This window comes from Sphingomonas sp. PAMC 26605 (assembly GCF_000241485.1).
In the GTDB taxonomy this organism is placed as follows: Bacteria; Pseudomonadota; Alphaproteobacteria; order Sphingomonadales; family Sphingomonadaceae; genus Sphingomonas.
The window spans coordinates 1-8,559 of the sequence record NZ_JH584248.1; the positions used below are offsets into that span (position 1 = coordinate 1).

11 protein-coding genes and 2 pseudogenes are annotated in these 8,559 nt (G+C 59.9%); 6 read left to right on the top strand and 7 right to left on the bottom strand.

The window, feature by feature from the left end; all coding sequences use genetic code 11:
* Positions 1-186, bottom strand: a pseudogene (locus RH90_RS21660) (hypothetical protein); the annotation flags it as partial.
* Positions 179-454: a hypothetical protein gene (locus RH90_RS21665; protein WP_010189154.1), complete on the bottom strand. Its 276-nt coding sequence runs from the start codon at positions 452-454 to the stop codon at positions 179-181. The gene RH90_RS21665 and the pseudogene RH90_RS21660, both read right to left, overlap by 8 nt.
* A gap of 188 nt (positions 455-642) precedes the next feature.
* Here RH90_RS21665 and mobQ point away from each other — a divergent pair, with 188 nt between their 5' ends.
* The 6 genes from mobQ to RH90_RS21700 all read left to right on the top strand — a co-directional run bounded on the left by mobQ (position 643) and on the right by RH90_RS21700 (position 4,687).
* Positions 643-1,860 (top strand): MobQ family relaxase, encoded by a 1,218-nt coding sequence (mobQ, locus tag RH90_RS21670; protein ID WP_010189156.1) that lies wholly within the window; start codon positions 643-645, stop codon positions 1,858-1,860.
* Positions 1,861-1,976: 116 nt separating this feature from the next.
* On the top strand, positions 1,977-2,126 hold the full coding sequence (locus RH90_RS24895) for a type II toxin-antitoxin system ParD family antitoxin (protein ID WP_198283488.1): 150 nt from the start codon (positions 1,977-1,979) through the stop codon (positions 2,124-2,126).
* Positions 2,127-2,160: 34 nt separating this feature from the next.
* Positions 2,161-2,487 (top strand): type II toxin-antitoxin system RelE/ParE family toxin, encoded by a 327-nt coding sequence (locus RH90_RS21680; protein ID WP_232280477.1) that lies wholly within the window; start codon positions 2,161-2,163, stop codon positions 2,485-2,487.
* Complete coding sequence (locus RH90_RS21685; protein WP_010189160.1) at positions 2,484-2,765, top strand: helix-turn-helix domain-containing protein; 282 nt, start codon at positions 2,484-2,486, stop codon at positions 2,763-2,765. The genes RH90_RS21680 and RH90_RS21685 overlap by 4 nt, the downstream gene beginning before the upstream one ends.
* Positions 2,766-2,880: 115 nt before the next feature.
* Positions 2,881-3,342, top strand: coding sequence for a hypothetical protein (locus tag RH90_RS23825; RefSeq protein ID WP_157134828.1), 462 nt, complete (start codon positions 2,881-2,883; stop codon positions 3,340-3,342).
* A 670-nt stretch (positions 3,343-4,012) separates the two neighbouring features.
* Positions 4,013-4,687 (top strand): recombinase family protein, encoded by a 675-nt coding sequence (locus RH90_RS21700; RefSeq protein WP_010189167.1) that lies wholly within the window; start codon positions 4,013-4,015, stop codon positions 4,685-4,687.
* A 1,006-nt stretch (positions 4,688-5,693) separates the two neighbouring features.
* On the opposite strand, the gene RH90_RS23085 is transcribed toward RH90_RS21700, so the two are convergent.
* From RH90_RS23085 to RH90_RS21725, 5 genes and pseudogenes are all read right to left on the bottom strand, one after another.
* Positions 5,694-6,134, bottom strand: coding sequence for a hypothetical protein (locus tag RH90_RS23085; protein WP_010189172.1), 441 nt, complete (start codon positions 6,132-6,134; stop codon positions 5,694-5,696).
* Positions 6,135-6,212: 78 nt separating this feature from the next.
* Positions 6,213-7,319 carry a replication initiation protein gene (locus RH90_RS21710; RefSeq protein WP_029625600.1) on the bottom strand — a complete coding sequence of 369 codons (1,107 nt, stop codon included), beginning with the start codon at positions 7,317-7,319 and terminating at the stop codon, positions 6,213-6,215.
* Between the two features lie 421 nt (positions 7,320-7,740).
* Positions 7,741-7,971, bottom strand: a complete 231-nt coding sequence (locus RH90_RS21715) for a BrnA antitoxin family protein (RefSeq protein WP_010189177.1) — start codon at positions 7,969-7,971, stop codon at positions 7,741-7,743.
* Positions 7,958-8,233, bottom strand: coding sequence for a BrnT family toxin (locus RH90_RS21720; protein ID WP_029625601.1), 276 nt, complete (start codon positions 8,231-8,233; stop codon positions 7,958-7,960). Before RH90_RS21720 ends, RH90_RS21715 begins: the two co-directional genes overlap by 14 nt.
* Positions 8,234-8,288: 55 nt before the next feature.
* A pseudogene (locus RH90_RS21725) lies at positions 8,289-8,559 on the bottom strand (hypothetical protein); the annotation flags it as partial.

Here is an 8,559-nt window from a genome sequence, read left to right on the forward strand (position 1 = left end):
CTGTTGGCCCCATTCGGCACGCTGGCGGGCTTCCTGCTCGATCTGGCGGGCAAGCGTGGACGATTGCTCCGCGACCCCCTCTGCCCCGGCCTTGCGCATGGCGTCGAGGAGGACGCGGTAGTCGGCTTGAGGATCGCCGGAGGGAGGGGGTGCGTCGAAGTCGGCGGGATCGAAGGATTCAGCCATCGGCAGGGCGACCCTGGAAGGTCCATCCCGCAAACGCCTTATGGTCCTGATCGCGGTTGATGCGCTTCATCAGCGTGTTCAGCCGATCTTCCCACTCCGCGTCCTTCATCGCAGCATCGAGAAGCAGGCCGCCGAGGATGATTTTACGGCGAGCATCGGCCTTGCGGTTGAGCGTGGCGGCGCGAGCTTCCAGCGCCTGTAGCTGAGCCTTTGCCTGCTCGACCTTGCGACGGGCTTTTTCGATAGATTCGAGTGTTGGTGCCGTCATGTTTCCTACCTGAAAGCATGAATACGAAGTGAGCATAGCGCGTAACAAGGAAGGACGCTACCAGAAGGACCGAAGGGAGTGAATGGCGCACTTATGCAAACTTGCGTTTGCGTGCGTCGGGGGATACCCCCGAACCCCAGCGGGCTATCGCCCGCGCCATGCTCCCGCATGGCAAGGAGAGCGCGGCGATGGCGAGCTTCCATCTTGCGGTAAAGACGATAGGCCGTTCCGCCGGTCGCAGTTCGACGGCAGCAGCGGCCTATCGTGCGGGTGTGGAGATCGCGGACGAGCGCACCGGCATCGTCCACGACTACACCCGCAAGCAGGGCATCGAGCATCGCGAGATCGTCGCGCCTGCCGACGCACCCGAGTGGGTGCGCGACCGGTCGGCGCTGTGGAACGCCGCCGAGCAGGCCGAGACGCGCAAAAACTCGACGGTCGCGCGGGAATACGAAATTGCGCTCCCGGCCGAGTTGTCGGCCGACGAGCGGCGCGACCTCGCGGTGGGCCTGGCGCAGGAGATCAGCGAGCGGCACGGGGTCGCGGTGGACGTGGCGATTCATGCACCTGGTCGGCATGGCGACCAGCGCAACCACCATGCGCACCTCCTGACCACGACGCGGCGGATCGGCGCGGAGGGGCTGGGGGAGAAGAGCCGGGAACTGGACCAGAAGACGAGCGGGGAGGTCGAGCGCTGGCGGGGACGGTATGCCGAGATGCAGAACGCGGCGCTGGAACGCGCGCAGGTGGCCGAGCGGGTCGATCACCGCAGCCACCAGCGGCGCGGGATCGAGCAGGAGGCGACAGTGCACATGGGGCCGAACGTCGTGGCGATGGAGCGCCGGGCCGAGCGGGAGGCGCAGCGTGATGGGCGTGCGTATGAGCCGGTGACGAAGGTGGGCCAGCACAACGCCGGCGTTCTCGAGCGCCGGACCCTGCGTCAGTATATCGAGCAGGGCACCGAGTGGGCGCGCGAGATGACCCAGCGGGTGGCGGGGCGAATGCACGGGCTTGCGGCGATGTTGAGCGGTGCGGTCGATCGCGATCGGCGCGAAGCGGCGGAGGCGCAGCAGCGCGAGCAACTAGCGGCCGAGCGCGCACGCCTATTGGCGCAGGAGCGCCAGCAGGCCCATGCCCGGGAACAGGTGGCCGAGCAGTTCAGGATGATCGCGGCGCGGCGTGAGGCGGGCGCCCATGGCTATAGCGACCAGAGCAGCGATTGGCGGGCGGTGCCTGAGGCGCTGCGCAAGGCGGTGGACGCCTATAACGGGGCGGACCAGCACACCAAGGATCTGTATATCGAGCGGATTCAGCGCGAACCCCAAATGGCGCACGCCATGGGGCAGCTCATCCACGATCGCCAGCGCGTTCTGCAACGCGATCGGGATCAGGGGTTGAGCCGGTGAAAAGGACAACGTGGATTATGGCGATCGTGCGCAAGACCATTACCCTGACCGAACAGCAGAGTGCCTGGATCGCCGCCCAGATCGACGCCGGCAGCTAGACCAATGACAGCGAGGTTATCCGCGACCTCATTCGGCGCGAGCAGGAACGGGGCCTGGAGATCGAGAGCATCCGTCAGGCGCTGATCGAGGGCGAGCAGAGCGGGGGGCCCGAGCCGTTCGACTTTGCTGCTTTCAAGCAGCGCAAAGCCGGTTGCGCGATTATATAAATTTTTATATATGCCGACTATGGATGACGAGATTATGGAAATCGACTTCCGTGGCGGGTCGCTTGATGACCTCCGGGATTTCCCAGGAGAGGCCCGCAAGGAAGCCGGCTACCAGCTCGACAAGGTGCAGCACGGCGAAGAACCATCCGATTGGAAGCCTTTTCCCACAGTTGGAAAAGGCGTTCGAGAAATCCGCATATCGGAGGATGGTGATGCTTTCCGTGTAATGTATGTCGCGAAATTTGAGAATACTGTTCACGTTCTTCACTGTTTCCAGAAGAAAACGGAAAAGACGAGTAAGCCGGATATCGAGATCGCTACTAAGCGATACAAAGCACTCTTAAAGGAGCTAGGACAATGACCAGCACCAAATTCAAGAGCGTTTGGGACGCGATAGAGGATACTCCGGCAGATGCGGAGAACATGAAGCTCCGGTCTTCGTTGATGCGCGCGCTCGAAAGGCAGATTCGGATACGTGAATGGACGCAAATCGAGGCGGCTCAGCGTTTCGGAGTGACACAGCCCAGGATCTCGGACCTGATGCGCGGCCGCATCAACCGCTTCAGCTTGGACACGCTGGTGAACATGGTCAGCGCAGCTGGCCTCCACGTTGATATGCGGGTGGCCAAAATGGCTTGATTTCAGGGAGTATCTGTCGGCGGCTCCCGCCCAATCTTTGCCATTCACGGTCTGCCGGACACCTTCTATAAGCGGTCGTCCTCGTGAGGTTCCCGCCATGGTTCGTACATCAACGTTGGCCGCGTTCTTGCCAATGGCCGCATGCTCTCTGGCTTTCGCCAACCCCGCGTTGGCATCGCCGGGGCCGCCCCCTCCAGAGTATATCGTCGAAGCGGCCAAGCATCTTGTTCCCACACAAACGTCGGCGACTTTTGACGGCTATGCTGGCGAGTTTGCCGACGACGTAACAGTGTGGATCGATGGTGAGAAGATAGCATCCAACAAAGCAAGTTGGCTTGCAATGGAGCGTCGCAGGATCGGAAAAGTAGACAGACGTGTCTTGGGCTACGCCGATGGATACGACAGGATTCTTGTCATCGATCAGTTTGACGACAGATCGGACCTACCAGACAATCCTCACATGTTATTCGACCCACGTTTCAAGACTCGCGCGATCCAGTATCAATTTGGGCCTGATAATATGATCCATGCGATACGCGTCACCCAGACGGATGGCACCTTGCAGAAGCCGTCCTAACGGGCGGGTTAAAACGGTAGGTGTCGTCGGTTGGTTGGCACTCGAAAGCTGCCGGACCGCATTCCACCACTTTTTGCCGATCCGACCCGCGCTGACACGAAAGGCGGCTCCCGCCATACGTCGGACGATCTGGTTAGAGCGCATTCGCTAAAGCCGTCGGTGGAGAACGCAATGTCCGCTCACCACCAGGCCCGGTCATTCCCGATGCAAAAATCAAAAGATTTGCATCAGGACAGAGGCGCAATGCAGTCGGTCGGTTGCCGCCCCAGTTGCGGTCATACGCGCCTTCGGCCACATGCAACGAATGAACTGGCTGACGACGTATCGGCAATCCCTTGAGGACGGTCGCTCGGCTCGCGTAATTCGCAGGGCTCGCTGGGCTGTATGGTGCTTCACCTTGATCTGGGTCGCCGGACTCATACTCCTGCTCAGAGCACCGCTTGCCGGTGGAACCGTCACATCGACGGTTTTTTTGTACGTGGGCTTCCTTCTCGCCGCCTACCTCATCTATTTCGCCGTCAAACTACTGTTCCTTCCGACGCGACGCTAACGACCGTTTGCCACCACTTTTCCGCGTTCGTGATGCATAATTTACAAGTTTTGCATCAGATGGAAAAGTGTACAAAACCCGGCACTTCCATGATGCATAATTCTGATGCATAATCGGAGCATGATTTACGGCTACGCACGCGTCTCATCCAACGGGCAGGATCTAGCGCAGCAGCTCGCCCAGCTTGACGCGGCTGGCTGCACAAAGGTTTACCGCGAGAAGATTAGTGGTGCGACTGCCGAGCGGCCCCAGCTCAAGCGCGCGATCGGCGCGCTCGATGCCAGCGACGTTCTGATGGTGACATCAACCGATCGTCTCGCCCGCAACACCCGCGACCTGTTGAACATCCTCCATGCGGTTAAGGAAGCCGGTGCCGGCTTCCGCTCGATCGCTGAGCCAATGGTGGATACCACCTCGCAGTTCGCTGATGTCATCATCGCCGTGCTGGGGGTCGCCGCCAGCTACGAGCGTCATCGTATTACCGAGCGCACCGCAGCTGGCAGGGTCCAGGCCAAGGCCCGTGGCGTCAAGTTCGGCCGACGTGCTGCCCTCACCCCTCATCAACAGTCCGAGGCCCTACAGCGCCTTACAGCCGGCGACACGCAACGCACTGTCGCCGCATTGTTGGGAGTGAGCCAAGCTACGATATCGCGGCTCGCAACTCCTACCGCGCAGCGGACCATGGGAGTGCTCTCACCAAGTACAGAAGCATGGAGCCAAGCTGCGCTTGATGCGGGAAACCGAGCCGATCACGATCCAGAATATGCCAACGAGATCGGAAAACGCCTGTTTTAAGCGGGCCAAGAAAAAGCCGCTGGTCCAGAGGGACCAGCGGCTAAAGGCGAGCCGGATAAGTACAAAGGGGGGGAATACCACCCGGCGGATTTCGCAAAGGTAATACGATCTAACGGCAACGGAGTTCCAACGATCACCGACAGCATTGCCGCCGGCAGAGTCCAGGCCATAAACCTTGGTGCCGCTGCGCATGATGCAAAATTTGTGAATTTCGCATCAGCAGCCACCTGCTGCTGGTCAGCGGCTCTGCTTGGACCACGATCTAATTATTAGTCTACTGACGATGAGGCAGCCCAACCAAGCTGGTGCGCTTGTCAGCACGAGCCAAGACCCCTTCTGGCCAAGACTGTCGTACATGGTTTCGGGCTGGGACCAAGGCCACGGCCATGACAGATACAGGCCATAGGTAATCATTATAAACGGCACGACCGTGCCGACCAGAAAGGCTGATATCGCCGGTGCACGTAGGGTGCTCCGGCCGCGCCTGATGACGAATGCCAGCAGGGCTGTAACTGCCACAGCCGGCAGCACCGCAAACGCGATCAAGATGCAAAGCATCAACATACGGTAGAGCATGGCGAGGGCGGAGAGCCACTGCAAGTGAAGTCGCTGTAGCCCCTTGCCGCACACTGGCATGATGCAAAACTTTTGATTTTTGCATCAACGAATGGCCGGTTGGGTGGCAAGCTGCCTTGCCTAACGTTCGGTTCCGCTCTCTAAGCAAGATTCACTACCGCCCGGCACCTTCCGAGTAAGCGCGGCTAAAGCGCTCCCGACTACGAGCCCAATTATCGTAAACCACGCCGGACTGGCATTGCCCTTATACAGTGCGATTGCTCCGATCGCGGCTAGATATCCGAGGATGCAATAAGCAACGTGCTGGATGAACATTCGAAGTCGAGGCGGCAGTCTGTTCAGCATCGCTAGCTCCTACCGCCTATCGTCGCACATCGATGCAGTCTCCGCTATTGGGCGTTTCGTCGCAAAAGGCACCCCTTTTGCAACCTCACTCGTCGGGCCGGCCAAATAGCCGACCGAAGAACCCGCGCTTGGATTCCGTTGGACCAGGTCCTGCTAGCAACCCAATCACTCGTGCCTGCGCCTCGCGCCGTTCCTCGTCAGACCGATCAAGGCGCTGACGAAGATCACCGATCGTGTCGTCTCGGTCGCGTAACTGTTCCAAAGCGGCATCAAGGCGTGCCTGTAACACGTTGGAATTGATGGTGTTACCTATGTCACTGTCGGTGTTACGCATCGTTTCACGAAGCGTTTCGCTAACGGTTGCAGATGGCTTCGGTGGATAGACCCGGTGCAGTTCAACCGGCTCAATCGAGAATGACCCGCTTTCGTTCTTAACCGCTGATATTCGGCCGCTGTTGATCGCTCGCGAGATGGACGCCTTACTGATGCCGGTAGCCTTAGCGGCCTCGCCCAAGGTGTAAGCCATCTTCCAGTACCCCGTTGCGCATCGTTTCAAATTGCTGTCCGCTAACAGTTAGCAGGAACAGGTATCCTTGAAAATGGATCAGACTCGCCCCCACTTGGCGGAACACCCCGTAACCCATTTCGTCCAGTCCGCCTTGAGGGCATCCCCGACAAGCTGGCGGCGGCGGTCCTTAAGGATTTTGACGTATTGGTCGGCAAGCCGTTGGACGGCATGGCCGCCGCCTAAGGTCCGGCCGATCGCATAGAGTTCGGGAGTTTTAAATTCGTCCACGCGGTCGTCGGCAGGCCAGCGCAGGGTATCGGAAACCGACATGCGCGTGGCTGCTACAGCGATGAGGCTGGCAGCATCAACGATGGTATCGGCGGTGCCTTCACGCCGTGATCGACGTCCAGTGCTATGGCGTTCCGCCTCATCGGCCGCAGCGTTGGTGGCGTCATCATCCTTCGGGGAAAAGGTAATGGTGACGTGCGTGATTTTGCCTCTGGCTCCACGTCGCTCTAACCAGTCCATCGTGAAGGCGGCGAGCTGATCGATTTCGGCTTTCCCAGGCGTCAGCACCAGACGGCGAAAATCGGAGAAGTTGGGCATCGAGTTGGACGGTGCCCCCAGCCGCTCCCGCAGCTCATCGACCGTCCCGGACCATGTTGGGTTGCGACGCCCAGCCAGCAGGCAGCCCATTTCGTAAAGGGTGATTGCATATTTCGACCGGAAGGCGAGCAGAGCCGCCCGGTTGAGGCGAGCGTAATAATCGCTTCCCTGCAGGATAGCCCTAGCTGGTGCCGTGAACTCCCATTCAACGGTGGCTCGGCCATCTTCCGCGTGTTCGTTGAGCGTCCAAGCCAACAGGGCGGCGGTGAGGGTCGCGGCGCGCCCTTGGGCCGAGGTCGAAGGCATCTGGAATTTTACATCCATCAGCTCGTCGAGCGTGTCTTGAACCCGATCGTTGGCATTGTGAGTGCCCCGCAGTTCACGCTTGGCGATGACGTGCGATCCTGGCCGCCAGGCTTCGCCAGCAGCTTTGGCGATCAGAAGAGCTAGTGTCTTGCGAGCTGCCAAGGAGGGCGATGTACCTGCACCGAAACGGGCTTCGATGAACTCGCCGGCTTTGACGATAGCATGGCCGTCACGGACTGAAGCCGTGGAAGCCGCTTTCATAGTGCGGCCGATGGGGAGATCGTCGGGCACACCAAGAGCTTAGTCAGTTGCGACATAAGATCAATGCTATTGTCCTAGATCGCACGGAACCCCGTTCCTCATGATAGCACCCGATCTGTCGTAACTGGCCACCCCATTTGTCGTAGGTGAGCACCCCATTTGTCGTAACTGGCCACCCCATTTGTCGTAGGTCGGGGTGTTTATCCGCCGCGAATCAAATGCTTAATCTCCCTGAATCATTGAATCATAGAGAATCTAGAATCATCGCGGATGCGCACGAGGAAACGGCAGCGTGATGATGTATGGAATTGGCCTCTGGCCAATGCGCTGCTGATGCGTGCCGGCTACGCCGTCACAGGGCGACCTGACGGCCGCAGGCTTGGCGAAGGGGAAGTCGGTCGAGGGGCGCTCATCCACCGATTGTCACGCGTCGTGGAGGGTCAGCGAGGGATTAGATCCGACCCGCTTCCACCAGTTGGCCAAGCAGCGCGTTCACGCGGGTCTGCCATCCGGGGCCGCTGCCCCGCAGATGCTCCACGGTCTTGGCGTCCAGACGGATTTTGACTTCCACCTTCGGCGCTTCTGACTTCGGGCGCCCACGGCGGGAGGGCGTCATGCCGGCCATAAACGTGGCGTCCATCGGCGGGTTGTCATCGTGCAGCTCGGGATCAAACCTGGTCATAGTAGAATCTCACCTCATGCTTTTCGGCCGGCCGCAGACTAATGGCGCGCACCGCATCTTCGGAAGAGCCCTCTGTGAACACCAGCACGTGCAGGCGATCGCCGATCAGACCCAGGGCAACGAACCGAACCTCGCCGTAATCGAAGCGGTTATCCTCGCGCTCCAACGCCGTGTCCCAATCGAACCCCTCCGCAGCCTGCAGCGACATGCCGTGCTTGTCGGCATTGGCGCGGTCCTTGGCCGGGTCGAACTCGATTTCCATGAAATTCTGTACACCCATTAAATAGCACGAACAACATTTATCGTGCACCCATAAATTACCCGGTCGGCTGTGCCTGTAGCGGCACCCATCCGCCCTTGCAGGTATGGGTTTTGGCGTTCCAGTGACCGGCACAGCCGTACAGGTGCTGCTCGATCTTGGGTTCCTTGGCCCATTGGTAGGCGAGGGCCGCGGCAAAGATCAGCCCCAGGCCGATCAGGGCGGCGTAGAGCCATTCCTTGAGCCGGTCCCACCACATCCTGCTACTGGCTCGCTGAAGCTCTCCTGCGGCCCGCTGGAGGTCGTGCAGCACCGATCCGGTCTGTTGG